The following is a 23,650-nucleotide window of genomic DNA, read 5'->3' as shown; positions in this document are numbered from 1 at the left end:
CCCCGGGCTTTGTGGTCCAGTGGTCGTGGGCCTGTAATGTAGATCAGTTCTGCGAGTCGTCCGCAGGAGCCGAATTGTCGGCTGGGGCTGAATTGTCGGCCGGAGCGGCGCCGTCGGCGGGCGCCGTGGCGGCCGGAGCCGGTGCCGCCGGCGCCTTGGCCTTGGCAGCGGCGGCAAGCGTCTCGCCGACCTGCTGCGCTAGGTCGCGGGCAACGCCGTTCTGCCAGATGTCGGCGGCCTTCACGAGGTCGCGCGTCACCGCGGGTCCGCTGTCGAGCAGCTTTTTACCGGCTTCGGAGCTGTAGAAGGTGGCGATGTCATTGAGGTCTTTCTCGGAGAAAACCTTGGCATAGGCCATGGCTGCCTCCTTTTCGAGGTCGGCGCGCCGCGAAGCCATGCCAAGCGCCTTCTCGGTCACGGTCTTGCCGATCAGCTCCTGCATGTCGGGGTTCTTCTGGATGAGCTGTGATTCCAGTGCCGCTGCCGCCTGCGGCAGGATGTTGTCGAAAGAGTCCGTGGCGTGGATCGCTGCGACCGCCGCGCGGGCGGCCTTCAAATGCGATTCGCTGACGTCCTGTGCAAACACCGGCGAGGACAGCGCAAGAACGGCCGAGGCCGCCAGAAGCGTCGAAAGGCGGCGAACTCGTTTAGACAACATCATAGTCAGTAGAACTCCCTGGTTTCAGGCTGCATGGACGGTTTCGATACCGTCGCCGCCGGCGATGATGGCCGTTGACGCCAGCCCGATGAATAGACCGTGCTCGACAACGCCTGGAACGGCGAAGAGAGCATTCGAAAGCGCTCTTGTATCCGGAATGCGGCCAAAAGATGCATCGAGGATAAAGTGGCCGCCGTCTGTAACAAATGGCTGGCCCCCCGTCATCCTCAATGTAACCGGGCCGGAAAGGCCGAGCTTTGCCGCGGCGGCTCGAACCGCGATCTCGGTGGCGCGAAGGCCGAACTGGTTGACCTCGATCGGCAGCGGGAACCGGCCGAGGGTCTCGACCAGCTTGGACTTGTCGGCAATGACGATCATGCGATCGGACGCCGCCGCGACGATCTTCTCGCGCAGCAGCGCGCCGCCGCCGCCCTTGATCAAGGTCAGGTCCAGATCGATCTCGTCGGCGCCGTCTATCGTGAGGTCGAGCTCCGGCGTGTCTTCCAGTGTAGACAGAGGAACGCCGAGCTCGCGGCAGAGCGCCGCGGTGCGCTCGGAAGTCGGCACGCCGATGACCTTGAGGCCGGTCGCAACCTTCTCGGCCAGCAGCCGCACGAATTCTTCCGCCGTGGTGCCGGTGCCGATGCCGAGCCGCATGCCGCTGCCGACATGGGCGAGCGCGGCCCGCGCGGCTTCGACCTTCAACTGCCTTGCATCCATGGGAAGCCCCGATTTCGCCGGTTTCACGCGCCTCCTAGCATTTTTGCCTGCCCCGTCAAAGGCTCCCGTTAAAGCCTCTGTGGACCGATCGAGGCTTCTTGCTTGAACCCGGCCCAGCCTGTATCGGCTGCGGCAACTCAATTGCCGCAGGACCGCCCATGACTCGCCCGATCATCGTCTTCGACCTGGATGGAACGCTGATCGACACCGCGCCCGACCTGCTCGACAGCCTCAACCACAGCCTGGCGGCAAACGATCTTGCCGCTGTCGATGAGGCCGGCTTCAGGCGCTTCGTCGGCCATGGCGGGCGCGTCATGATCGAACGCGCGCATGCCGCGCAGAACAAGACACTGATGGCCGAGGAGCACGATCGGCTGCTAAAGCTGTTCCTGGACCATTATACGCTGAACATTCCCGGCAAATCCCGCCCCTACCCCGGCGTCATCGCTGCGCTCGATCGTTTTCAGGCCGCGGGTTATCTGATGGCGGTCTGCACCAACAAATATGAAGCGAATTCCGCGACGCTGATCGGCGCGCTTGGCATGTCGAACTACTTTGCCGCGATCTGCGGCCAGGACACCTTCGCCTTCCGCAAGCCCGACCCGCGCCACCTCACCGAGACGATCAGGCTCGCCGGCGGCGATCCGCACAACGCCGTCATGGTCGGAGATTCGCAGACCGATATCGACACCGCCAAGGCGGCCGGCATTCCCGTGGTCGCGGTCGATTTCGGCTACACAGATCGCCATGTGCGCGAATTCGAGCCTACGCTGGTGATCTCGCACTTCGACACGCTGACGCCGCAACTGGCGGAGCGGTTGATCGCCGCGGCGCGCTGAGCGGCTAACAACCAAACTGGATTTGGTGGAAACTCGTCGGATCATCCAACTTTTTCAGAACGTTGGATGGTGGGCGATGCAGGGATTGAACCTGCGACCCCACCCGTGTGAAGGGTGTGCTCTCCCGCTGAGCTAATCGCCCGCTCGTTGCCCGAAGGCCAAGCGAGCCGCGATATAAGGTAGGCAAGCTCTCGAAGTCAAGGCGATCTGCCGACGATCTTCCAAGTCGCAAAACGTCGATCGCACAGCATGCTAAATCAGCCCCCGCCTCACATTCATGCGCGTCACGGCCGTCACCAGAACGGCGCCGGTCATGAAATAGAGCGTGGCGATGATGTGGCCTTGATGGAAATGCAGCCCGGCAAACAGCAGGGCTGTGACCACCGCAAGGAAAGCGATGACGCGCGAGAATTGATCGGGCATGGGGCGACCTTGTGCAATGTGTTGAGTGGCCGCCCTCACTCAGCCGCTCGCTCCATAAATCGGTTTTCGATTTTTCGCAATCGGTCTTGAGGCCGTACTGATCAGCGCCTGCCGCGCGGCGGCGTTCCGGTGGTCCTAGACCAGATCCACTTCCACCCACAGCCCGCCCGGTCCCCCGGTAGCGTCGCGCGGCAGACTGCGCACCGCCTGGATCGAACCGGATGGCGCGGCAAAGGCCGGCTTTCCGTTCTTGTCCGCCAGCCAAGGATCATCGGCGCGGATGACGCGGCCCTTGGTCTTTGCATCGAGCGCGGTCAGGATGCCCTCATAGGGCATCTCGCCCCAGTGCACTTTCAAGGCGTCGAGCTTGTTGGTGGGGATGAAGGCCGACAGGTCAGCGCTGGTCAGCAGATCGAAACCCTGTTTCTGCGGCGTGGCGTTCTGGCTGCCGTGATGGGCGACCTTGAGATAGACGGTACGCGCCAGAAGATCGGCCGATGTGACGGTGCCCTGCCCGACCGGCCACTTCAGATCCTTCCAGCTCAGCCAGTTGCCGATCTGGGCGTCGCCCGGGAACAGCAGCACCCGGCCCGAGTCGGTGAACTCGAAGGCTAGCACCAGGCTGGTGTTGTTCACGCCGCGGTCGAGCTGCAAAGCAAGGTCGGCGGCGATCCCCATCCAATCGGCGTCGATGCGCCGCCAGGACTGGTCGCGGTCTTCAATGGATGCCGCGGCCGAAACCGGTCCGGAATAGTGCTTGCGGACAAAGGCGGCGATGTCGATGGCCGGGTCGCTGCCCTTGTCGCCGGTGAGCGCCGCGGAAAGCGGCGTGCCGACATTGCGCTCGAACGGACTGAGCTCGTCGACGTAATCGGCATCGGTCGCCTCGTTGACCTTGAGGCCGCTTGCCAGCGCCCGCGCGAACGGGCCGCCGCTGGCCAGAGGGAACATCTCGCTCGCCTTTTCCTCCAGGCGAAGCGCCGCCTTGTCGCGCGGCGGGCCGAGCACATAGACGCGCAGGTTGGGCAATGCGTCGATCGTCACCGGCGGCCCGCCGGGCTCGAAATAGGTCGGTGACGGCTTTTGCGAAAGCCTGGCCGCTGCGTCGCGGGCCGAGCGCACCCGCTCGCCGGCCGCGCCGAACTGGAAGCCGAGCACCGATTGCAGCCTGTCGCGGACGCCGGCCATGTAGGAACTGAGCCCCTGCATTGCGTCGAGCTTCTGACCCACGCCTTGCAGCGCGGCGATCGCCTGGCCCTTGAACTTGTCGAGCTCCGCGGCCTCGGCGTCGGCGGGATTTTCGGTCCACGCCATCCAGACGTCGCCAACGACAAAATCCTTGAAAAGGTCCTTGGCGGTCAGGAACCCGGAGACATGATCCCAGTGTTCGTGCGTGACGACGAGGACGTCGATCTTGCCGCCGGTCTCTTTCTTGAGGTCGGAGACAATGTCGGCGACCAGCGCTGGGCCGCCCGCGACCGAAACATGAATGCCGCAATCGATGAGCATGCGGAAAGGCTTTCCATCCGCCTTCTTGAACGTCAGCAGATGGCAATCGCCGATCCCTTGGCAATAATGCCGCACGGTAACGCCCGATACCGGCTTCGCGGCCGTTTTTGCCGGCCTAGTCCTCGTCGCCGGCTTTCTAGACATGGTCGTCGTCTCCGTCGCTGGCGTGCAGCAAGGCAAAGGGCTCCGACACTTCGCCGCCGAAATAGAGCGCTCGCAGCGGCGACAGATAATTGGCCGCCATCGTCCCGGCCTGACGCTTCTGCCGGTCCGTGCTGCCGGTGTTCTTGATGATGGAGTAGCGGATCTCCTCGAACCCCTCACGCGGGTCGATGATGATCGTGGCGCCGCCGCGGAACCAGAAGAAGCCGTCGCCCTTGGCCATGCCTTGGGGCATCGCCGTGCCGTCCAGCGCAACCGGAATGCGCTGCTGGATCACGGCCACCACCTCGACCCGAAACGAGCCGTCCGGCTCGACGCGGCGTGTCGGGCGCACGCTGTAGATGTCGAAGGTCGTCTCGCCTTTCTTGGGCGCATGCATGACCGTGCCGTCCTCATTGTAGCGCGGCAGATCGGGCAGCAGGCCGAACTGCTTGTAGAGGTCCGGATCGGAGGCGAAGGCCTTGTGCATCGCCTTCCACAGCGCATAGCGGTTCCTGTCGTTGAGCGCGAAGATCTCGGCCCGCTTCAATTTCTGGTTCCAGCCGAGGTCGATCTTGCTGAGCAGCCCCTTCAGCCAGGCAGGCGACGGGTCCTCTGGCGCGCTCCAGGCCAGCGTCTCTTCCGAGATGGTGCGGACGTCGCGCGGCAACAGCTTCCATTTGCGAAACGATTCCAGGAAGGCCAGGCGATAGTGGAGCGGATCGTCCGGATAGGCGTCTCGGTCGGCAGTGATCAGGGCGCGCAGATATTCGCCGAAGGTGATGTCGACGGAAGGGCAATAATCGAGCGCCCGGATGCACATGGTCAGCATCTGCCTCGCGGTCTTGGCGACCTCGTCGGTCAGGCGCTCGACCAGGCTCGGATGCAAGGTTCCCGCCGGCAGGATGCCGGAGCCGCCGGTGGCAAGTTGGATCAGATCGTCAGTCCGCCGGTAGGTGATCGCCAGGAAGGCCTGGTAGACCGCGAAGACCAGGATCGAGCCGCGATCATGCGCCTCGAAGGACTTGTCGTAGTCGAGGTCGGCCATGCCGGCGCCGCCATATTCGCGCAACGGCCCGGCCCTGCCGCTGCCTTCGCCGAACTGCTTGGCGATACCGGAAAGCAGAGAGGCGGCCGACAATTCGCCCCTCGCCTTGCCGATTTCGAAGCTGACCAGTTCCTTCAGCGTAAAATGCTGGAACAGCGCGACGATATCGGCGAAGGCCTCGTGGAAGGCCGGGACATCCGGGTTGGATGCTTCCTGAAAGCGGCGATGCAGCCCGTCGAGCAGCGCATGCGACATCTCATGCGCGACGATATCGCTGGATAGGCACGAAAACACCGTCGTTCCGGGCGTGGTGACGTCGCCTTCATTGCCGGTCGCCGGGAAATAGCCGAACAGCAGCGCCTTCTTTTCCGGGCTGTAATAGGCATTCTCGGCGCGCAACGCATGCGGGTAGATGCGCAGGCGCGGCACATAATGCGCCTTCACCGTCATGTCGCCGGTGCGGCCGGGAGCCTCGGCGTAATGCGGCGCCCACAATGCCCGCCGGCCGAGGGCGCGCTCGAAATGGCCGATCGTGGTCATGGCGACCGCGTAGACCATCTGCTGGTGGAATTTCGGATTACCTTCCGAAGGCGGCAGGCCGTCCTGCGCCAGAAGCACCTTGTCGTTGAGATCGACCGGATAATAGACGCGGTCGGACGCGGGGTCGACATCGACCACTTCGAGATATTCGCCGATCGGACCGGGCAGCAGCGGCCTGTCCGTCGCCGGCTCGTCGTCCCACGGCACCGAAAGTGTCGCCTGGTAGACCGAAACCGAATCCAGCCGCTTGGCGACCGACGGATCGAGCGCATAGATGCGCAGGCGCCGTTGCGGCGGCGGCAGCGGCCGCGGCTTGCGCCTGATGGCCGGCGCGGTGCCAATGACCGGTGCGGGAACCGCTGCGCTGACGCCGGGCCGGCCGAGCAAATCTTCCAGAAACGCCTTGAGCGGCTTCGACGGTTTGCCCTGGTCGAGCGCCGCTTCGAGGAAGCGGTTGCGTGCCGCGGCCGAAACCTGATCCGGATCGCCGTCCGGGTCGGCGATCGTCTGTTCGATTGCCGCCGAGGCTTGCGCCATCTGGGTCAGCTCCAGTGCAAACATCATCCGCTGTCGCATCATCGACGGCGATAGCGGCGCCAACGAATTCCCGCCGGTCAGAAGGTCGAGCCAGCTCCATGTGTAAGTGGCGGGGGCAAGCTTCGTCAGGCTCCCCGCCGCCGGCGGCAGGAAGTCCAGCGCATCAAGAGCCCGCAACACGCCCTGCCCGATCTTCTCCTTCGTCTCCGCCGCATTCATTTTGGCAGTCGATTTCAAGGCCTTTGCGAACAACGCCTTGCGTACCGCCTCGATGCGCATCCAAGGCTGAGGATAATTCTTCACCACGTCCCAATGCTCGGCGAGCCACAGTGCGGCCGCGGCGGCGACCTGCGGGGTGGCCGCCGATGTGCCCTTGCCGTCCATGTCGACCACTTTGCGGCAATCGATTTCGGCCCAAGGCACGTTCGGCGTGTAGGCGCCGAGCGCCGTGTTCATCTTGGAAGGCGGCCCGTAATTGCCTTGCATGGTGCCGAGACCGAGCCCGGCATAGGCGCGCCCGTCGCCCATCACGCCGCAGGCCGCGAGCACGCGGTTGTAGCGCGCCGGATAGACGATGCTGCGCGGCGTGATGGTGAAATTGTTGCCGGCCGCCGTGACCATGACCAGACCGTGCTCGTAGGCAAGGTTGACGGCATCGACCAGGGCCTGCGAGGCGAGGCCGCCCATGCTCATCGACAGCACCTGCGCGCCCTGCTGGCGCGCATAGTCGATACCTTGCACCATGGTGCCGGTGGTCAGCCGCACCACCCAGTCGGCGATGCGCACCGGCAGGATCTTCGCCAGCGGCGCGCCGCCGACGAAATCGGTGAAGCCCGGCCAGTGCGGCGAGGAGCCGTCGAGCTTGTTGCCGGCAAGCAGGCTGAGCGTGCCGGTGCCATGGCCGCGATTGCTGGTGAGCGTGCCTGCCGGAGCGTGATCGGTTGCGTTGTCCGGACCGGTCCCGTCGTCGACGAAGTTGCGTTGCTTCTCTGTAAGAAGCCCAACTGGCAGGGTCTGGTGCCCCGGATCGAAACCGGTATCGAGATGGGCGATGGTGATGTTGGCCTGCTTGGCGCCCACCCTGTTGCGCGCCGCCGCGAACTGGCTGAAGTCCGGCGCGGCATTCCAGGCGATGCGCCCCGCGACCACCGCCTGTCCGCCCTGCGGGTCCTGATCGTCGAAAGCGCAGACGGGACTGGCGCTTGCCGCCATGCCGCGGTCGCCGGCGCCGTTCCTGTAATCCCATTGCTGCTGGATGTCGGGCTCGATCGCGAGCACCTCGCCGCCTGCGGCCGCAAGCGCTGGAGTGCGGCCAAGAAGATCGTGGGCGTGGTCCCAGGGATTGTCCGTATCGGCGGCATCCGTGGGCAGCCGCAGCCAGGTGGCGCCGCGATCCCCGGCCGCGGCCGGACCTGCGCTATCAACACCAGGCGGGAGAGCAAGGATTGGTACGGCTTCGATTCCGCCAATCCGGAGCGGCCCGCCTCGCACCGCGAGTCCCGCGCCGTCACGAACCTTGACAAGGAGTCCCTTCACGGCTGCCATGGCGTGCCCCTCCCCAATGCGAACCATGGCGCCGACCATCCGCTCCAGTCAAGCCAAGGTTCCTGCCATGCTTCGATTGATCTCTTTGCCGAGTAGGCAATGATGCAGCCTCTTTCAAAGCAAAGCCGATCGAGACATGAACCCGCATATTCAGAAACGACAGTCGCTCCGCCGGACATGCACATCTGTGAGCGCCTTCACATACGCCAAACAGGATCTGCGCGCAGATACTGCACCGGTTTCTCGAAAAGAAATTTCGATCACCTAGCCATTTTCAGATTTGCTGTCTGCGCGCATGGGCACCTCTCACCCAAGCGCGCGGATGGCGTTTCCAAGATCGGCCCGCAACCGCCAGTGCGCCCGGTCTCCTTACAGTTTGCCGGCTTATCCAATTTCGGCGTGTGACGCGTGACACGGAACGTCTGTCCGCCACCTGCCGAATTCGGTCAGCCACCACAGAAGGAGACGACGCTTTGATCGAGCACGCACTTATCCTACAATTTCCGTCTAACGAGAGGCGGAATCGTATCATGGCTACAAATGGCGCGGACGACAGGAACCTGCCGCGCCTGGCGCGCATCGACCCGCGCCACTTCGATCTGTTGTTCGGCGGCTGCAAGATTGAGCGCTATGCCGCCGGCCAGCATTTGTTCGTCCAGGAGGACGCTTCCGACCGCATCTACGGCGTGATGAGCGGCACCGTCGAGATTTCGATCTATTCGCCCGGTGGGCAAAAGCTGGTGGCCAATATCGAGCTGTCGCGCAGCCTCGTAGGCGAGATCGGAGCCCTGGATGGGCGCCCGCGCACGGCGACCGCCATCTGCCTTACGGCATGCGAGCTGGTTTCGCTGAGCCGGACACAACTCTTCGACCGCATTGAGAAAAACCCATCTCTGGCCCGCGCGATGATCGAATTGCTGTGCACGCGGCTGCGCTGGGTCAGCGGCGAGCTGGGCGATCAGGCCTTTTTCGGCATCGAAGCCAGGCTGGCAAAGCGGCTGGTTTTCCTGAGCGGCGTCATGGCCGACAGCGCCGGCTGGATTCCGATTTCGCAATCGGAGCTCGGCGAATTCCTCGGCGCGACGCGCGAATCCGTCAACAAGACGCTGAACGACTGGCGCAGCCGGCACATGATCGCCATCAAGCGCGGCGGCCTGCGCATCACCAACGCCGCCGCGCTGAACCAGATCGCCGAATCGCAGGACGACGACTGAGCGAGCTCGACGCCTTCGCCGTAGCTTGCTCGACGCCTTCGCTGTAGCCCGCGCGGCGCCTTCGCCATTGCTCCGCTGGTTCGTCGCTTTCGAGAAACAACGAACTGCTTTCAGCGCACCCGGTCAGAGTCGCGAGATAAGATAGCGCAGCGCCGACCGGCTCGGCATGAAGAAATAGCCGCCGCCTTTCGTGGTGACGAACTGCGGCACATCCTTGAGCACCGTGACCTTTTCCCAGGATGGAATCGAGAACCGGCCGCCGCCGCCCCGCGCGCCGATCGTCGGATCGGTCTCGCCGACAAGACCCTGGAACGAGTTCGACGAGACCCAGGTTTGCTGGATGAATTCGTACTGACGCTCGATATCGGCATTGAGGCACATGAACAGGAGGCCCTTCTCGGTCTTTCCGCCTCTGCCCTTCTTCTCATAGGTGCGGCCGACGCGCAGGATGCGGTGGCGCTTGCCGATCCTGATCTGCGTCTCGCGGTCCTCGCCGAGCGAATCGCGCGGGTTGGACCGGCGTATGTGGGAGCCGAGCGGACAGGCATGCCCCTGCGGATCCTCTGCGCCGAGCGCGAAATCATTGTCGACGCCGCGGCCCGGGCGTCCGTTCGGATTGCGCACCAGAGAGCTTCCGTCCTGCCAGCGACCGAGCATCTTTGCCGCCACCCAATGGGGTGTGATGGCGGCGTCGCCTGTCTCGTATGCTGCCTGCGTCGCGGCCTTCCTGCAATAATCGTCGAACCGTTCGACATGCTGCTCGAATTGGCGCAGGACGAGGAAGGTGCCGTTGCGGCCGAAATCGCGCGGCGGAGGCGGCTGCCCCGGTATCTGACGGTTGCACCGCACCTGCGACAGGATGCCGGTTCGGTCCAGCGCCGCGTCCACCGACGGCGAAGCCGGGTAGAAGCCGTGCTCGTCGCGGTAGCCGAACAGGAACTCGCCCGGTGCCAGCAAATGCATCGGCGCGGCTCCCTTGGCGGCGCGCGACGTGCCCCGAACGATCGGTTGCGAGATGCCGTCGACGAAGCCGAAATGCTCGACGGCCCGCTTGCCGTCGCGCCGAACCATCAGCGGCAGTTCGGCGGCCAAGGACATGCCAGCGCCCGTCGTCTGTCGCTTCATGGCCGCGATCTCGGCCTTCAACGTGGCCGGCGTCTCGGCGTAGCAGACTATGACGAGGTCGACAGGATTTTTGGGCGAGCCCCACTGCCATTTGTCGGGAGCGTCGGGGCCTATATCGTTGAGGATGCGGCTGCGCTCGGGCGTTCCCATGCCTTGGCGAAAAGCCACGGGGAACGTGTCCAGCGGCTCATCGTCGACGCCGCCCTCGAGCCCCAACCGGCGCAGGCCGTTGGGGCCGAACGCCACCGTCATGGCGCGGCCGGCCGGCACGCCGTCGCCGAAGCTGGCTTTTTCGGTCACGAAGTCGAGCCACGCCTTGCGCTTCGCTGCCGGCAAACCGTCCGGCACCTCGATCGCAAGCATATGCGCATGGCCGAGTGCGCCGAACGGCCCGAAGAAGATCGACTGGATTTCCCCGGATTCCAGTTCTTCGAGCGGCGCGGACGCGGGTCCAGCCAGGCTGGTCGCGTCTGCCGGCCGCGCTTGCGGCCGCGGGAGCGAACCGAACAGGCTCAGCCAGTCGCGCGCCTCGTTGCCGGTGGCCGAGGCTATGCCGCGCCTGATCCTGGAGTTGATGCGGATGCGCGTGGTGTTGAGATGCGGATAGGCGCTATACCAAAACAGCGTCGGCACCTGCTGGCGCCGCGCCCAGCGCTTGAAACGATCGCCGTCGCGCGCGCCGTCCAGGAACAGCCAGCGCGTGCGCGGATAGCCTTCGGTGTTGCTCCACACGCCGGTCAGGCCGGCCGCGGCCTTGGCGATGAAATCCTCGAGATAGCTTTCCCAGCTGCCGCCGTAGTTGGAGAAGAACACCAGCCTGTCGGTGCCGGGCAGCAGCACCCAGCGAGCGAAATGAATGGTGTTGATGGTGGCGAGGAAGCCCGGACGGAACACTTTCTGCGCCGATATCGAGATGAGATAGAAGGAGAGCCGCAGCGCCAGCCGCCGCAAGATCCCCGGCTTCATCGTCGAGATCGCCGTCAAATTGTTCTGCGCGGCGTGGTCCTCCTTGGCGAGGATATTTTCGAGCGCGCTCACATCGACAGGCGTGTTCGCCGGCCGGTCCTTGTCCTCGAGCCGCCGCAGCGCCAGGAAGCAAAGGCCGACGAAAAGGACGAGGATGGCCAGCAGGCCGAGCACCGAAAGCAGAAGCGCAGCGCCGGCGATCGCGACATTGGCGAAGGTGACGCCATGCGGATTGCCGAACACGAGCACATAGGTCATGCGCCAAAAAGCGAGAACGACGAGCGCGACGGTGGCGAACATCGCCGGTGTCAAAAGCGTCGTTGTCAGCACGCGCGACCAGTGGCCCGGCGGCCTTTCCAGCAGGCTTTCTGCGGGCTCGAACGCCCAGCTGAATTGCCCGAGGCAGCGCACATGCCGGCGCGCCTCGGCCAGCACGTCCATCGCATTGCCGGGGCCTACGCGCGGCTTCTCGACGATCTCGCGCACGCTGTCGGCGAGCTTGGCCTCGGCCAGGATCCGCCGCACGGAATGTCCCGGCGTGCCGGAGAAAACCAGCCCGGCGGCGCTACCGAAGGAGGGCGATATCTCGATATGGTTCTTCTTCAGGAAGTCCTCCAGCGAGCCGCCGTCCGGCAGGCCGTAGACATCCCTGAAGATCGGGCGCAGCCGATGCCCGATCGATTGCGCAATGGCGGCAATGACGTCATCGGTGCTGCCGTCGCCGGAGATTTCGAACACCAGCGCGCCGGTCTCTGTCCCGGTTTTCTCGTCCTTGCCGGTGGGAGCGACGGCCAGGCTGGTGAAATGAATGGTGCCGACCTTGTCCAGCGCGGCGCTGAGTTCGCCGATCGCCGGATTGCCGAGATCCGCAACCTTGTCGCGCACCGCATCGAGCGGCAGCAGTCGAGTGATCGGGCAGACAACCGTCACCATCGATTGATCGGCGGTGCGGCAAAGCGGCGAGCGCTCGAAATCGACCTTGAGGCTTGCCGGATAGGCGCCGACACTGACCATCTTGCCGGCCCTGCCCCGCGCGCGGGCGAGCTTCGGTTTGCTGAACAGGGCGCGGACGCATTCGCCGATCTGGATGCGGGCGATCTCGGCGCCGATGCACAGATGGATGCCGTAGCCGAACACCATGTAGTCGCGATGCGGGCGCGACGTATCGAATTCGTTCGGCCGCTGCACAATGTCCGGATCGAACATGGCTGAAAGCGTCGCCGGCATCACCACCGTTCCGGCCTTCACCAGGCGCTCGCGGCGCGTGCCTTTGCCGATGACCGCGTCACGCCTCGTGTAGCGCCATGGCCCGATCCAGATCGGCTTGAAGCGCATGGCCTCCAGGACGGCCCGGTCGAGCTTGCCGGTATCGCCGGCAGCGATGGCCTGATCGATGGCTTGCCGCGCATCGCTGCGCGACAGGATCACATCCAGGCAGTTGCTGCCGGCAAGCACGTTGGTCGGCACAAAGCCGGCGACCATGCCGAGCATGATGGAATGGATGTCGGGCAGCGACAGGCGCCCCTGATCCATCAGCGCGACGAGGCGGGCCAGCGGCCGGTCGTCCTTGCCCGGTCTTTCCCTGATCGCTGCGATCGAGCGGTCTGTGACCTTGATCAGGCGATCGCCGCCGACCACAGCAAGCTGGCGCGTGCTGGGGTTTGCTGTCGGGTCGGAGAAGAACAATGCGCTGAGCGCGATCGACCAGTCGGCGAATTCGGTTTCGTCGTCGATCTCGAGGCCGAAATAATCGCGGCAGATGCGCACCGGCACGATCTTCATCAACCCGGCGATGGCATCGAAACCGGGGCTGGCGCGAGTCATGATATCGCGCGAATGGCGCTCGGCGATCGGCCGGACGATGGCTTCGACTTCCGCTGGCGGGAAAGCGCTCAGCACCGCCGATTTCATCTGCCGGTATGCGGCGCCGTCCTGCATGCCGAGAATGAAATTCGAGCCCCGGGCGAGTTCGACCATTTCCGGCCCATAGGGCGTCTCGAACTCATCGCCCCGCTCCAATATGTCGCGCACATCCGCGCCCTTGGTGACGAGCAGGAAATTGCCGAAGCCGAGATTGGGCCAGAAACGGCGCAGCAGCGACAGCAGCCAGCGCGGATCGCTAAGAAGAAAGCCGGCGATGCGGGAAGCAATGCCGCTCTTGGAACGCAGGCGGTTGATGTCGAAAGGCGGCATCTCGACGACTGGACGCTGGCTCTTCTGAGCGGCGCGGACGGCGGCGAAGTATTTTAAAGTGATCATCGCGTTCAAGCCCCCCGGCTATCCACGTCAATGCGATGCCGGCATTGTTCTGGCCTAGGTTTGCATCGGTCCGGCGTATGTGAACCCGTTCACAGTCATTTGTTGTCGGCCTAAGCGATTATGCGGCAGACTTGGCCAGATCGAAATTGCCGATCAGGAAATTGTTCTTGGCCGGGTCGACGAACGGTATCCAGCGTATCCTCTGCTCGGAAAAATCGGGATGCCTAGTCATGAAAATCGCAAGCTCGCGCGCCGCCTCGTCGCGCCGGCCGCTTCTCATCAGCGCGCCTATCTTCAGGAACCTGGCGTAGAAGTAGCCTGGCGACAGGTTGAGCGAGCGCTCGGCGGTGGCGATCGCAGCCGGCCAGTCCTCGACGAAGCAATAGGCCGCGGCCAGTTCCCCCAGATTGTGGAAGCGATAAAGGTCGAACGGGCTCAATCGGTCAGTGTCGAGGAAGAAGGGGATCGCGCTGGTCGCATCGCCAAGCAAAAGGTGCGCGCTGCCCATGGCCGAGCGGGCGAAGGCAAAGCTCGGATTGATGTGGATCGCTTCGGCAAGATGCTCGGCCGCCAATGCCGGCAGGCCGCGCATGATGTCGGCTGCGCCGAGATAGGCATGCGGACGCGCATCGAGGCTGTCCATCAGAAGCGCCTTGCGCGCAAGCGTCTCGACTTTCTCCAAATCGTCGCTGTCGCCGAAACGCAGCCATGCCCGCCAGAAATACCACCATGCGAGCTCGTTGAGCACGGCGCTTGAATTCGGATCTTCCTGATAGGCCTTGTCGAAGAAGTCGAGCGCGATTTCGGTATCGCGACGTGTCCGCCTGTTCATGTGCCAGCAGCCGCGCCTGACCAGTTGCCAGGTTTCGAGGCTTTCCCACGGCACCTGGAACGTGCGCGCCTGCTCGGCGCGGTCGACCTCCTTGTCGAGGATGGAAACGATCTCACTGCCGATCTGGTCACGCAGGCTGAAGATGTCGACGAGATCGCGGTCGAAGCGCTGCGACCAGACAAGGCGTCCGTTCGAGGTGTCGGTGAGCGACGTATTGAGGCGGATCTGCCTGTCGGAGCGCGCCAGCGTGCCGCTGACGATGTAGCGGGCGCCGAGCGCATTGCCGATGAGCCTTGTGCCCAGGCTGTCGTCGCGAAACTGGAAGCTGGACCCCTTGGCGATTACCGAAAGCCAGCGCGTGTTGGAAAGGCCGTATATGATGTCCTCGGCGATGCCGTCGGCCATATAGCCGACATCGGGTTCGCTTCCATTGCCCTGGAACGGCAGCACCGCGATCGCAGGGGGGCCTTTGGCGATCGGCCTGAAATGGCCGGGCGTGGCAGGGATGGAAGCGAAGGAAGCCGTCGCCGCGGGGCCGTTGCCCCCGCGGCCGGCGATCAGGACCCGCACCGGCAGGGCGATGTTCTTGAGGCTGAATTCGCCGAGGTCGGTGAAGACGGCCGACGTCTTGTCCTTCACGTGATGCCACGTCGTCGCCGAGATGGCGACGCCGTCATGCGGTGCGAATTCCTGCAGCCGGGCTGCGATATTCACGTCGTCACCGTAGAGACGGCCTTCCCGGGCGATGACGTCGCCGGTGTTGATCCCGGCCCGAAACGGCATGCGCATGTGCTCGTCGACCGCGGCATTCAGCGCCACGATCCGGTCCTGGAAATCGAAGGCCGCCCGCAAGGCTTCGATCGGGTTGCCGAATTCGGCCATGATGCTGTCGCCGGCATCGCCGAACGTGCGCCCGCCGAAGGCGCCGCAACTGTCGGCAATGATGTCGCGCCTCTCCTCGAAGGCGGCGACGGCGAGCTCGTCGTCGATGCCCATCAGCCGAGAGAATCCTACGGCGTCGATCGAAATGATTGTCGCAAGCTGACGGGTGTAATTCCGTTCAGCCATGATCCGCCCCCAGTCCCGCTTCCAGTCCAGAACAGGCGACCTGCGCTCAAAAGAAACGCGTCGCCGTCTGCCGATGGATATTCACCGGCAGGTCCGGCGCGCTGTTGCCACCCTGTTGTGATCAGAATTCTATCAGGGTCTTGCCGAAAGCTCTACTACGAAGAGCTAATATGACGAACTCCCCATACGGCGCATGGTTAGTCATTTGTTACATCGGGCGACACATCCGGATCACGCCTCTACCTTTTGAAATCAAACGATCTTTCTCGCCCCGAGGCGCTGAATTGATTACCGGTGGATATGGATTGGCCGTATCGAGACAAACGCCTCGGGAAGCGTAATTCTTACCTAGCGGAACCAACCTGCCCAGGTGCGGGTTTCTGACCGCACCTGCCAACCGAGATTTGAGGGCTCTCATGCGCACTGTTGTTTTGGCAACCGGTATCGCGGTCTGCCTTGCCGGCGGATCGGCCTTTGCGGCGGACGACCGGCCACTGCCGCCGCAAAATGCCAAGAAACTCTCGGAGATCGTCGCCAAGGTCGAGCACCGCAGCGACTTCCGCTATGTGAAGGAGGTGGAATGGGACAGCGACGGCTACACCATCACCTACTACACGACGGACAAGGCCAAGGTCCAAATCACCTACGATCCTGTCAGCGGCGAACCCAGATAGGCCACGCCCGCCCGCGGCCGTTCAGCCAGGCCTGCTAGGGCAAATGGACCCCTGCCCGATCCCCGGCATCTGTGGGTTAGAGCGTGATCCCGACAAGTGGGAATCGGTTTTCGATCAGGATGGCGATGCAACAAAACGTCATCCTGATCCAGCGCCTGAACGCTCCGGTGCCGCGCTCCGGCGTGACAGGCTGCCCCTTCTTCGGTGGCTGACTTCCGCCATGATTGCGGGCACGGGTGCATGGCGATGATCAGCTACGTCCTGAAGCGCATCCTGATGGTGCTTGTCGGCTATCTGGTCGCCGTGCTTGTCGGGTTGATCGCCGTAGTGGTGATCTACGCGCTATTGAGCTCGCTGCCCAACGCGCCAGCTTATTTCGGGCTTATGGAATTCACGCCGGTCGCCGTGCTGGTGGTGCCGCCGCTTGGCATGTTCGTCTATTTCCTGACGATCATCCTGACGGCGATGCAGACGCTGGTCTTTGCAAAGATGGCCGAGTTCTTCTCGCTGCGAAGCTCTTGGCTGCACATGTTCTTCGGCGCCGCCGCCGCGGCTGCCGGTTTCATGCTGATCTGGCCCGGCGCCGCCGATGATCCGGCGCGCTGGGCCGACATCGGCATCATCGCCGGCGCCGGCCTGGTGGCCGGCCTGCTCTACTGGTTGATCGCCGGGCGCGACGCCGGCTTCCGCCGGCCGTTGATCAAAGCAATTCCAGGAAAAGTGTGAAGCGGTCAGGCTCGGCGGCTTCGCCGTAGCCTTCGTCCGTAATTGCTTGAGAGTAAAAAGCGCTCAGCTTGACGGCGTGCGCACCGCTTCAGTCGCGTCCAACGCCTGCATCAGCTTGGAATCGCGGCCGTAGACGTCGTCGAAATACTCGACCTTGCCGGACATGTCCGGCCAAGCGGTGAAATAGGCGACATAGACCGGAATGACGCGCGTGACATTCTCGGTCGAATGGCCATGCTTCAGTTTCTCGGCGATGTCGTCGATCGTGGTGCCCAGCACGGCGGCGGCCATGCCGCGCGGATCCTGCAGCCGCACACAGCCATGGCTGAGCGCGCGCATGTCGCGCGCGAAGAACGACTTCTGCGGCGTGTCGTGCATGTAGATGGCATGCTTGTTGGGGAAGAGAATCTTCAATTCACCCAAGGCATTGGCCTCGCTCGGCTGCTGCCGCACGCTGAACGGAATGTTGGCGCCATAGGCACCCCAATCGACCGCCGCCGACGGGATGCGCTTGCCGCGCGAATCCGTCACCTCATAGCCGGCACGGTCGAGATAGCCCGGATCGCCGCGCAGCCTTGGCAGCATCTCGTTAACGATAATCGACTGCGGCACGCCCCAGTAAGGATGGAAGTCGACCTGCTTGATCTGGTTGTAGAAGAACGCGGTCTGGTTGGTGACCCGACCGATGACCGCGCGGGTCTTCAGCTTCTCCTCGCCATTGTCGATATAGCTGGCGGTGAAGGCCGGCTGGTTGATGAAGACGCGCGGGCTGCCGAGATCCGACGGCATCCAGCGCAGTTCCTCGAGCGCCACCTTGACCTTCTCGATCTTGTCAGCCTTCGACGCGCCAGCCAGCGAAGCCACGGTGCGCGGGCCGATGACGCCGTCGCCCTTCATGCCAGCGCGCTGCTGCACGGCCTTGATCACCGGCACCAGCTCGGGTTCGTAGACCTCGCTCTTGCCCAGCCTGGAGAGCACTTCGCCGTAGTTGCCGCCCATCTCATCATCAAGATTGCGGGCGATCAGCGTCAGCAACTTGGGCAGTTCCGGGCTGCTCTCGCCCGGCTTGAGCAGCAATTTGGGATCGACGACGATCTCGTTTTCCTCGCTGGCCTCGAGCGCCTCCAGCTCGACGCGCAGCGCCTGGTACTCGGCATTCTGCGGATGCCGCGATTCAAGATAGGTGCGGACCTCCTGAGTATGCGCCAGCGTCTTCAACGCGCCTTCCAGATCGAAGGGCTTGGCCGGGAAATCGTAGTAGCCGGTCATCCGGTTAGGGTCGACGCGGCCGCTCTGGGCATCATGCGCATAGCGCAGCACGCGCGCCGAAAGCGCCATCTCGAAGCGGACCAGTTCCTTGGTCCGTTCTTCCGGTGTGGCGGCGGAACTGGCGGCTGCTGGGATATCGACGGAGTAGTCGGCCGGCGTCAGGCCGTAACTCGCCGCCTCGCCCAGGACGCGCACCGCATCCTGCGCCCGGCTGTTGGGGGCATTGTCGCTCACCCAGATGAAATCCGGATTGGCCGAATAATAGGCGATCAGGGCCTTGGCGATATCCGGCTCGGCGAATAATTCGTAATCGCTCAAGCCTGCGACGGCATCACGGAAGCTGTTGCTCGTCACCGACGGGACAAAGGCGGCGTCTTGCGCAGTCGTCGGCTGCGGCGCCGGCAGCAGCGATTTGAAATCGACCCGCACAAGCTTGTCGGCCCTGTAGGTGTTGTAGGTCGGGCTGCTGATCCTGACGCCGCCACCATCCTCTCCGGCCGGCCGCACCTTGCGCGGTTTCGGCGGCGGCGGAAACTCGCCTTGCGGGTTGTGCCGGATGCCGCCGCCGAACAGCATGTCGAACAGCCCTTGCGCGCTTGCCGACTGCTGCCCAAGGGCCAGCGTCGCCGCCATCGCGATCGGCAGGATGGCTTTTTTGTTCCCGAGGATTTTCATGCTTCACCCGCACCGGTTGAAACCGGTTCCCGTTCCACGCCGCTGGACGGTCCCGCCCTCCGCAAGGCGGATGTATGACGTGACCATACCGATTCATACTGATTTGGTTAAGCTTCCATAAATTTTCGGAGCCGTGTTGCAGAACGGTTTCACATCACCGTGAGACCCAAAGCGGCGATTGCGCCGGGCCCCACGCGCTCGCAAAGGTGTCGAAAACAATCAGGCGTTGGCGCCGCCATCTATGGTCAACGATGCCCCCGTGACGAAGCGTCCTTCAGGGCCTGCCAACCAGGCCACCATTCCCGCGATCTCCTCGGCCTCGCCGAAGCGCGGCGTCGCCATCTTCCGACGCTGGTGCTCCGCATGTGGCCCGTTGGCGGGATTCATGTCGGTGTCGGTGGACCCCGGATGAACAATGTTGGCGGTGATGCCGCGCGGACCGAGATCGCGCGCCAGGGCCTTCGTCAGTCCGATCAGCGCCGCCTTGCTGGTCGAATAGGCGCTGAGCCCAGGATAGGTCACGCGCTCGGCCAGATTGCTGCCGATCGAGATGATCCTGCCGCCATCCGCCATATGCCGCGCGGCGGCCTTGGAGGCGATGAAAGGCGCTCTGAGATTGACCCCTATGCTCTCGTCGAAATCGGCGAGCGACAAGGTGTCGATCGGCGCGGCGCGCCAGATGCCGGCACTGTTGACCAGGATGTCAAGTCGCCCAAACGCATCCATCGCCTCATCGACGGCGCTCTCGATCGCCTGGGCGTCGCGGCCATCGGCCTTGATGGCGATGGCGCGCCCACCGGCCGCCTCGATTTCATTGACCACGATGCGCGCCTGCGCCTCGCCATTCACATAGGTCAAGGCAACGTTCGCGCCGTCACGCGCCAGTCTTTTCGCGATTGCCGCGCCGATACCGCGGCTGCCGCCGGTGACGAATGCGGCCTTGCCGCGCAACTGGTTGGAAGACATCGGACTCTCCTTTATGTAACGATCGATACATAAATACCTGCCAAGCTTGCCGGATGCCGTCAAGTGGATTATGTATCGATCAACACAGAAAACCCAACAGAAGGACACCATGCCGGAAAGGGGCCGCCCGCGAAGCTTTGATCGAGCGTCTGCATTGCGCCGGGCGATGGAGGTTTTCTGGGCGAAGGGCTATGAGGGCGCGTCGCTCAGCGACCTGACCGCGGCCATGGGCATCAATTCGCCCAGCCTCTATGCCGCTTTCGGCAGCAAGGAAGCGCTCTTTCTTGAGGCGACGGACCTCTACACGCGCAGCGAAGGCACCGACATCTGGTCGACGCTGGAAGAAGCTCCGACCGCGCGGCTCGCGATCGAAGGCTTCTTGACCCAGACCGCCCGGGCCTACGCACAGACCGACCGGCCGCAGGGTTGCCTCATCGCGCTCGGAGCCTTGCATCAGGATTCCACGCAAGGGCTGATCTGCCAGGATCTGCGCCGTCGCCGCGCCGAAAATCAGACGGCGCTTGAAAGGCGTCTGGGACGGGCAGTGGCTGAAGGCGAGTTGCCTGCCGACTTCGACTGCCAAGCCGCGGCCACCTTCTTCGCGACTGTACAGCATGGCATGTCCATCCAGGCGCGCGACGGCGCAACCCATGCCGCCCTTATGGCGACCGTTGCCGGCGCTATGGCGGCGTGGACGACGATGGCCGGCGCCGACGCCTGACCAGTGACAAACGCAAGGCTTTGTGATCGAAATTTCGGCGGTCGCAGCGAGCGTGGCCGGGAGGATTTGCCGTGAAGAAAGGTTATCGCCAGCTTCTCGACGAGGCGAATGCCGAGATCGAGGTCGTGTCGCCGGAGGAGGCAGCGGGGCTGCTGGAGGATGACGAGACGATCTTCGTTGATCTGCGCGACCCGCGCGAGGTCGAGCGCGACGGCAAGATCCCCGGCGCCAAGCATGTGACGCGCGGCATGCTGGAATTCTGGATCGATCCCGAAAGCCCGTATCACAAGCCGTTCTTCGCAAGCGGAAAGACCTTCATCTTCTTCTGCGCCGGCGGCTGGCGCTCGGCGCTTGCCACCAAGACGGCGCAGGACATGGGCCTGACGCCGGTCAAGCATATCCTCGGCGGCTACACCGCCTGGAAGGCGGCCGGCCTGCCCGTAGAGCCGGGGCAGAAAAAGAAGGCGGACTGATAGGTCGATTAGTGCAGGGTGGCTTCCCGCTGCCCAGTCACGAAGCCGACCGCGCGCGCGACGACATCCCTGTCGGCGAGGATACGGCGGTGGCCGAGCCCGCCGGCCCAGTGCAGGTGGACATGTTCGCCGGCGCCCGCATAACGCTTGGCATGGTCGGCATGGACCTCGCGATCATCCGGCGCGTGGATGACCAGCGTCGGCACCGACGCTGCGGCCAGTTGGCGATCGCCGGTGAATTCGCTGAGCGGCCGCCCAGACAGATGCTTCACCCGGTCTGCCATGGCGACGCGCGAGAGCGGCCCGACATTCATCATGCGGCTGAAATCGTCGAAGATCGCAGGCAAGGAGCTCGGCGCGGCAATTAGCACCAGCTTTTGCGCCGGAAGCGGCGGCATGCCCTTGATCGACGCCGCGACGGCGTTGGCGGCAATCGCGCCGCCGAAGGAGTGGCCGACGACAGCGGCAAAGGGGCCGAACCATTCGCCGGCAACCCGCGCAGCGTCCACGGCATTCACCATGTTGAGATGACGGCCGAGCGAATGGCCATGTCCGGGCAGGTCGAGCGACACGACCTTGTAGCCGGCTCCACGAAATGCTTCGATCAAGGCGCGCATATATTCGGTGCGCGAGCGCCAGCCATGGATGACGAGCACCGTGCCGCGCGACTCCCTGCCCGGCTCCGGCCGGAATTCATGCACGGCGACGCAATCCGTCCTGGTCTTAAGCCTGTGATGGCGCGCCTCGGCCATGAAGGCTGAGGCACGCTCGACGGCGCGGCGTTCGCCGTCGCTCAAGGCCTTGACGCTCGGTGTGCGGCAAAACAATTCGAACGCGGCGCGGCCGCTAAGACCCGGCGCAACATGCTCGGCCGCGCCAAAAACGCTCCGGATGACCTTCATTCCAAATGATGCCATATTGGCAGTCCATTCCATTCGTTCAAGCATGAACATAATAGTTCAAACATGAACATTAAGCAAGAGCTGCCCTGGGACAATCCTCGCTTTCGCAACTGGGTTGCGGTGGCGCGCGCCTGCCATGTGCTGGAGCGCACCCTGGCGGTGAAGCTCGCCCCGCTCGACCTCAAGCCGGCGCAGCTCGACGTGCTGATGAACCTCTACCGCCACCCCGGCATGTCGCAGCACGACCTTGCCCGCAAGCTCTTGGTCGGCCGCTCCAACATCACCATGCTGTTGCCGCAGCTGGAAATCCGCGGCCTGCTGCGCCGCGAAGGCGACGAGAAGGACAAGCGCGTGCTGCGCTTGAACCTAACCGAGGCGGGCGAGGCGCTGCTGATGAAGGCGCTGAAGGTTCACATGGCGCTGATCGAGAAGGCGATGAGCCAGTCGACGCCGGAACAGTGCGATATGATCGGCGAGCAGATGCGCAAGATCGCCGATGTCCTCAAGGAAGCCTGAGCCGGCTTCCAATCACCACATCTTCTTCTTCGCCCGTTCCGGCCACTCCCTATCATAGGCCTCGCCGTCGATGTTCTTGCGGCTGGTGACCTCGAGGATCTGGCCGGGCGTCGGCAGCGACTTCGGGTCGACATGCCTGGCCGGGTTCCAGAGCTCGGAGCGCACAATGGCGCGGGCGCACTGGAAATAGACCGTATCGACATCGATGATGGTGGCCGAGCGGGCTGGCCTGCCGTCGACCGTGAACGACGCGCAAAGCTCGGCATCGGTTGTCATATGTGCGCGGCCGTTGACGCGCAGCGTGGTGCCCGATCCCGGAACCAGGAAGAACAGCCCGACGCGCGGATCGCGAATGATGTTTTTCAGCGAATCGGCGCGGTTGTTGCCGCGCCTGTCGGGCATCATCAGCGTCTTGTCATCGACGATGCGCACGAAGCCGGCGAGATCGCCGCGCGGCGAGCAGTCGAGCCCCTCCGGCCCGCTGGTCGCCAGCGCCACGAAAGGCGAGGCCTCGATGAAGGCGGCATATTCGGGAATCACATGGTCGAGTTCCTTGACGACCGAAGCCTCGCCCGGCAGCCCGTAGAGGGCCTCGAACTGCTCGACGGATGTGATGCGCGACATCTTTTCGCCTCCTGACCTTTTGCCGGCGCTACCCCAAGTCCGTGACGCCTTGACGACAGCCGACATTGGATTGCCACGCGCCAGGCTAGCGATCCCGGCTCAGCCCCTTCTCGGCCAGCTCGGCGAGATAGGCGTTCCAGCGCTCGTCCTTTTCGCGGCCGAGCGTATGCAGATAATTCCAGGTGAAGATGCCGGTGTCGTGGAAATCGTCGAAGGTGATGCGCACCGCATAATTGCCGACCGGCTCGATCTTGAGGATCGCAACATTGCGCTTGCCCGGAACTGTCACCCGCTGCTCCGGCGAATGGCCCTGCACTTCCGCCGACGGCGAGGCCACGCGCAGGAACTCCGCCGGCAGTTCGAAAGGCTGATGTCCCGGAAAGGTCACGGTCAGCAGCTTGCGGTCCTTCGAGACCCTGAGTTCCTTTGGCGCGGTCATGGCTGGTCCTGTCTGGGTTGCGCCCTTCCCTACGCCGCTTCGCGCGATCCGGAAAGACCGGTGCCAATGCATGTCGCCCAGAAGTGTGCAGCGGTTCGGGGACAAACGACATGCATCAGACAGAGACTTTTAGCCAGCCGACACGCGATGTCGGCCGGGGAATGTTACCAAAGATCAAGACCTTCTATCTTGAATGCGGCATTGGATCGTATCACATAGCTGTATATAACGACGCCGCTAG

At 63.8% G+C, this 23,650-nt stretch carries 20 protein-coding genes and 1 tRNA gene; 8 read left to right on the top strand and 13 right to left on the bottom strand.

What is annotated here, in order from left to right:
• Positions 1-43: 43 nt before the first annotated feature.
• Together LB528_RS22125 and rpiA are read right to left on the bottom strand one after the other, a co-directional pair.
• Complete coding sequence (locus LB528_RS22125) at positions 44-661, bottom strand: DUF2059 domain-containing protein (RefSeq protein ID WP_224510035.1); 618 nt, start codon at positions 659-661, stop codon at positions 44-46.
• A 21-nt stretch (positions 662-682) separates the two neighbouring features.
• On the bottom strand, positions 683-1,378 hold the full coding sequence (rpiA, locus tag LB528_RS22120) for a ribose-5-phosphate isomerase RpiA (protein WP_224716306.1): 696 nt from the start codon (positions 1,376-1,378) through the stop codon (positions 683-685).
• A 158-nt stretch (positions 1,379-1,536) separates the two neighbouring features.
• Here rpiA and LB528_RS22115 point away from each other — a divergent pair, with 158 nt between their 5' ends.
• Positions 1,537-2,217: a phosphoglycolate phosphatase gene (locus LB528_RS22115; protein ID WP_224510041.1), complete on the top strand. Its 681-nt coding sequence runs from the start codon at positions 1,537-1,539 to the stop codon at positions 2,215-2,217.
• Positions 2,218-2,284: 67 nt separating this feature from the next.
• Here the strand turns inward: LB528_RS22115 and LB528_RS22110 are convergent.
• From LB528_RS22110 to LB528_RS22095, 4 genes are all read right to left on the bottom strand, one after another.
• A tRNA-Val gene (locus LB528_RS22110) sits at positions 2,285-2,359 on the bottom strand.
• 110 nt (positions 2,360-2,469) lie between these two features.
• Positions 2,470-2,640 carry a hypothetical protein gene (locus tag LB528_RS22105; RefSeq protein WP_224510045.1) on the bottom strand — a complete coding sequence of 57 codons (171 nt, stop codon included), beginning with the start codon at positions 2,638-2,640 and terminating at the stop codon, positions 2,470-2,472.
• A 135-nt stretch (positions 2,641-2,775) separates the two neighbouring features.
• Positions 2,776-4,293, bottom strand: coding sequence for an MBL fold metallo-hydrolase (locus tag LB528_RS22100; RefSeq protein WP_224716305.1), 1,518 nt, complete (start codon positions 4,291-4,293; stop codon positions 2,776-2,778).
• Positions 4,286-7,693, bottom strand: coding sequence for a S8 family serine peptidase (locus LB528_RS22095; protein ID WP_224716304.1), 3,408 nt, complete (start codon positions 7,691-7,693; stop codon positions 4,286-4,288). The genes LB528_RS22100 and LB528_RS22095 overlap by 8 nt, the downstream gene beginning before the upstream one ends.
• On the opposite strand from LB528_RS22095, the gene LB528_RS30450 reads away from it, so the two are divergent.
• Positions 7,661-8,056: a hypothetical protein gene (locus tag LB528_RS30450; protein WP_224716303.1), complete on the top strand. Its 396-nt coding sequence runs from the start codon at positions 7,661-7,663 to the stop codon at positions 8,054-8,056. The two genes, LB528_RS22095 and LB528_RS30450, sit on opposite strands and share 33 nt — an antisense overlap.
• A 434-nt stretch (positions 8,057-8,490) precedes the next feature.
• Positions 8,491-9,174 (top strand): Crp/Fnr family transcriptional regulator, encoded by a 684-nt coding sequence (locus tag LB528_RS22085; protein WP_224716302.1) that lies wholly within the window; start codon positions 8,491-8,493, stop codon positions 9,172-9,174.
• Positions 9,175-9,297: 123 nt separating this feature from the next.
• Here the strand turns inward: LB528_RS22085 and LB528_RS22080 are convergent, their stop codons facing one another.
• Together LB528_RS22080 and LB528_RS22075 are read right to left on the bottom strand one after the other, a co-directional pair.
• Positions 9,298-13,524 (bottom strand): cytochrome P450, encoded by a 4,227-nt coding sequence (locus tag LB528_RS22080; protein WP_224716301.1) that lies wholly within the window; start codon positions 13,522-13,524, stop codon positions 9,298-9,300.
• 118 nt (positions 13,525-13,642) lie between these two features.
• Positions 13,643-15,424 (bottom strand): adenylate/guanylate cyclase domain-containing protein, encoded by a 1,782-nt coding sequence (locus LB528_RS22075; protein ID WP_224716300.1) that lies wholly within the window; start codon positions 15,422-15,424, stop codon positions 13,643-13,645.
• A 416-nt stretch (positions 15,425-15,840) separates the two neighbouring features.
• Here LB528_RS22075 and LB528_RS22070 point away from each other — a divergent pair, with 416 nt between their 5' ends.
• Together LB528_RS22070 and LB528_RS22065 are read left to right on the top strand one after the other, a co-directional pair.
• The gene (locus LB528_RS22070; protein WP_224510060.1) at positions 15,841-16,098 is read left to right on the top strand and encodes a PepSY domain-containing protein; all 258 of its coding nucleotides are present in this window, start codon (positions 15,841-15,843) and stop codon (positions 16,096-16,098) included.
• A gap of 246 nt (positions 16,099-16,344) precedes the next feature.
• Positions 16,345-16,824, top strand: a complete 480-nt coding sequence (locus tag LB528_RS22065) for a hypothetical protein (RefSeq protein ID WP_411962237.1) — start codon at positions 16,345-16,347, stop codon at positions 16,822-16,824.
• Positions 16,825-16,887: 63 nt separating this feature from the next.
• On the opposite strand, the gene LB528_RS22060 is transcribed toward LB528_RS22065, so the two are convergent.
• On the bottom strand, positions 16,888-18,768 hold the full coding sequence (locus LB528_RS22060; RefSeq protein WP_224510065.1) for a murein L,D-transpeptidase: 1,881 nt from the start codon (positions 18,766-18,768) through the stop codon (positions 16,888-16,890).
• Between the two features lie 219 nt (positions 18,769-18,987).
• The gene (locus LB528_RS22055) at positions 18,988-19,734 is read right to left on the bottom strand and encodes a 3-oxoacyl-ACP reductase family protein (protein WP_224510068.1); all 747 of its coding nucleotides are present in this window, start codon (positions 19,732-19,734) and stop codon (positions 18,988-18,990) included.
• Between the two features lie 109 nt (positions 19,735-19,843).
• Between LB528_RS22055 and LB528_RS22050 the strand changes: the two genes are divergently transcribed.
• Positions 19,844-20,455 carry a TetR/AcrR family transcriptional regulator gene (locus LB528_RS22050; RefSeq protein WP_224510492.1) on the top strand — a complete coding sequence of 204 codons (612 nt, stop codon included), beginning with the start codon at positions 19,844-19,846 and terminating at the stop codon, positions 20,453-20,455.
• Positions 20,456-20,526: 71 nt separating this feature from the next.
• The gene (locus tag LB528_RS22045) at positions 20,527-20,928 is read left to right on the top strand and encodes a rhodanese-like domain-containing protein (protein ID WP_224510072.1); all 402 of its coding nucleotides are present in this window, start codon (positions 20,527-20,529) and stop codon (positions 20,926-20,928) included.
• 8 nt (positions 20,929-20,936) lie between these two features.
• Here LB528_RS22045 and LB528_RS22040 read toward each other — a convergent pair whose 3' ends face one another.
• Positions 20,937-21,845 (bottom strand): alpha/beta hydrolase, encoded by a 909-nt coding sequence (locus LB528_RS22040; protein ID WP_224716298.1) that lies wholly within the window; start codon positions 21,843-21,845, stop codon positions 20,937-20,939.
• A 48-nt stretch (positions 21,846-21,893) separates the two neighbouring features.
• Here LB528_RS22040 and LB528_RS22035 point away from each other — a divergent pair, with 48 nt between their 5' ends.
• Positions 21,894-22,346, top strand: coding sequence for a MarR family winged helix-turn-helix transcriptional regulator (locus tag LB528_RS22035; protein WP_224582445.1), 453 nt, complete (start codon positions 21,894-21,896; stop codon positions 22,344-22,346).
• A 12-nt stretch (positions 22,347-22,358) separates the two neighbouring features.
• Here the strand turns inward: LB528_RS22035 and LB528_RS22030 are convergent, their stop codons facing one another.
• Both LB528_RS22030 and LB528_RS22025 read right to left on the bottom strand, forming a co-directional pair.
• Positions 22,359-22,970: a pyridoxamine 5'-phosphate oxidase family protein gene (locus tag LB528_RS22030; protein WP_224510080.1), complete on the bottom strand. Its 612-nt coding sequence runs from the start codon at positions 22,968-22,970 to the stop codon at positions 22,359-22,361.
• 85 nt (positions 22,971-23,055) lie between these two features.
• Complete coding sequence (locus LB528_RS22025; RefSeq protein ID WP_224716297.1) at positions 23,056-23,409, bottom strand: gamma-butyrobetaine hydroxylase-like domain-containing protein; 354 nt, start codon at positions 23,407-23,409, stop codon at positions 23,056-23,058.
• Between the last annotated feature and the right edge of the window lie 241 nt (positions 23,410-23,650).

The sequence above is a fragment of the Mesorhizobium sp. CA4 genome (genome assembly GCF_020165075.1).
Taxonomy (GTDB): Bacteria; Pseudomonadota; Alphaproteobacteria; order Rhizobiales; family Rhizobiaceae; genus Mesorhizobium.
The sequence above is the reverse complement of the archived record's forward strand: the minus strand, read 5'-3'. Positions and strand labels throughout refer to the sequence as shown.

Coding starts and splice junctions, on each gene's coding strand:
- LB528_RS22125 (WP_224510035.1), bottom strand. CDS start 661: ATGATGTTGTCTAAACGAGTTCGCCGCCTTTCGACGCTTCTGGCGGCC.
- LB528_RS22030 (WP_224510080.1), bottom strand. CDS start 22,970: ATGTCGCGCATCACATCCGTCGAGCAGTTCGAGGCCCTCTACGGGCTG.
- LB528_RS22105 (WP_224510045.1), bottom strand. CDS start 2,640: ATGCCCGATCAATTCTCGCGCGTCATCGCTTTCCTTGCGGTGGTCACA.
- rpiA (WP_224716306.1), bottom strand. CDS start 1,378: ATGGATGCAAGGCAGTTGAAGGTCGAAGCCGCGCGGGCCGCGCTCGCC.
- LB528_RS22050 (WP_224510492.1), top strand. CDS start 19,844: ATGCCGGAAAGGGGCCGCCCGCGAAGCTTTGATCGAGCGTCTGCATTG.
- LB528_RS22115 (WP_224510041.1), top strand. CDS start 1,537: ATGACTCGCCCGATCATCGTCTTCGACCTGGATGGAACGCTGATCGAC.
- LB528_RS22085 (WP_224716302.1), top strand. CDS start 8,491: ATGGCTACAAATGGCGCGGACGACAGGAACCTGCCGCGCCTGGCGCGC.
- LB528_RS22100 (WP_224716305.1), bottom strand. CDS start 4,293: ATGTCTAGAAAGCCGGCGACGAGGACTAGGCCGGCAAAAACGGCCGCG.
- LB528_RS22080 (WP_224716301.1), bottom strand. CDS start 13,524: ATGATCACTTTAAAATACTTCGCCGCCGTCCGCGCCGCTCAGAAGAGC.
- LB528_RS22075 (WP_224716300.1), bottom strand. CDS start 15,424: ATGGCTGAACGGAATTACACCCGTCAGCTTGCGACAATCATTTCGATC.
- LB528_RS22070 (WP_224510060.1), top strand. CDS start 15,841: ATGCGCACTGTTGTTTTGGCAACCGGTATCGCGGTCTGCCTTGCCGGC.
- LB528_RS22040 (WP_224716298.1), bottom strand. CDS start 21,845: ATGGCATCATTTGGAATGAAGGTCATCCGGAGCGTTTTTGGCGCGGCC.
- LB528_RS22025 (WP_224716297.1), bottom strand. CDS start 23,409: ATGACCGCGCCAAAGGAACTCAGGGTCTCGAAGGACCGCAAGCTGCTG.
- LB528_RS22055 (WP_224510068.1), bottom strand. CDS start 19,734: ATGTCTTCCAACCAGTTGCGCGGCAAGGCCGCATTCGTCACCGGCGGC.
- LB528_RS22065 (WP_411962237.1), top strand. CDS start 16,345: ATGATCAGCTACGTCCTGAAGCGCATCCTGATGGTGCTTGTCGGCTAT.
- LB528_RS22035 (WP_224582445.1), top strand. CDS start 21,894: ATGAACATTAAGCAAGAGCTGCCCTGGGACAATCCTCGCTTTCGCAAC.
- LB528_RS22060 (WP_224510065.1), bottom strand. CDS start 18,768: ATGAAAATCCTCGGGAACAAAAAAGCCATCCTGCCGATCGCGATGGCG.